Consider the following 784-nt stretch of genomic DNA (forward strand, 5'->3'; position numbering starts at 1 on the left):
TATTATACAGGGCGGTTTTATACTCGTTGTTTTTCTGCTCGATTTCCGTCGTCAGTTGTTCGATATCTTTTTCCAGATCCTGGATCTGCTGGTCCAGATCAGAACAATTTGCCAGTTTCACCTTGTCATTGATGCCGGGAATTAGCTGGACGCTCAGGACGGTGCTGAACGTATCGATGTGGTCCGCCAGGGTTTGCGCAGCGTGCTGATGGTTTTTTATTTGTGACGCCGTTTTCTTCAGAAACGCTGCCAGCGTGATACACACCCTCTGATCGGTTTCACCCAGTGGTACCGGCGCAGTGTTACGGACCTCTTCAATGTTTAAATCGGCAACGGTCAGGTCCAGTTGTCTGGCAAAATCCATTTTTTCGATGTAGTTGATGATCTGTTCGCCCTGTCTCGAGAATTGGGTGGCAAACAATTCAATGGCGAACCCGCTGCGTTTGATGCCATCCTCGATACTGAGCCAGCTCTTGCCATGATTATTGATGGCCTGGTAAGTCACCAGCATATCTTTAGGCTCAAGCCCGGGAATGTAACTTCTTGTAAAACCCAATTGCTGTTCGACACGATTAAGCGAGGTGGGAATGTTCAGGGCGTGACGCTCGTAACGCTTAAGACTGAGGATGTCTTCCTTGGTCAAAATAAGTGCCGCGCTCCGGCCTCCGCTTTTTTCATCATCGAGTATGACGCTCAAGTACTCTACGGGTTTTAAAGTAACCCGTGCGATATCTTCGTTTTCCAAGAGTGCTGCTTGACTCAACATACTGCACGTTCCTTGTAC

At 48.3% G+C, this 784-nt stretch carries 1 protein-coding gene; it reads right to left on the reverse strand.

The features are described 5' to 3' along the window. Window positions 1-766 (reverse strand): alpha-xenorhabdolysin family binary toxin subunit A (locus ALO43_RS12480; RefSeq protein WP_157062291.1); only part of this gene is annotated, 766 nt, incomplete at its 3' end. Between the last annotated feature and the right edge of the window lie 18 nt (window positions 767-784).

The sequence above is a fragment of the Pseudomonas tremae genome (assembly GCF_001401155.1).
In the GTDB taxonomy this organism is placed as follows: Bacteria; Pseudomonadota; Gammaproteobacteria; order Pseudomonadales; family Pseudomonadaceae; genus Aquipseudomonas; species Aquipseudomonas tremae.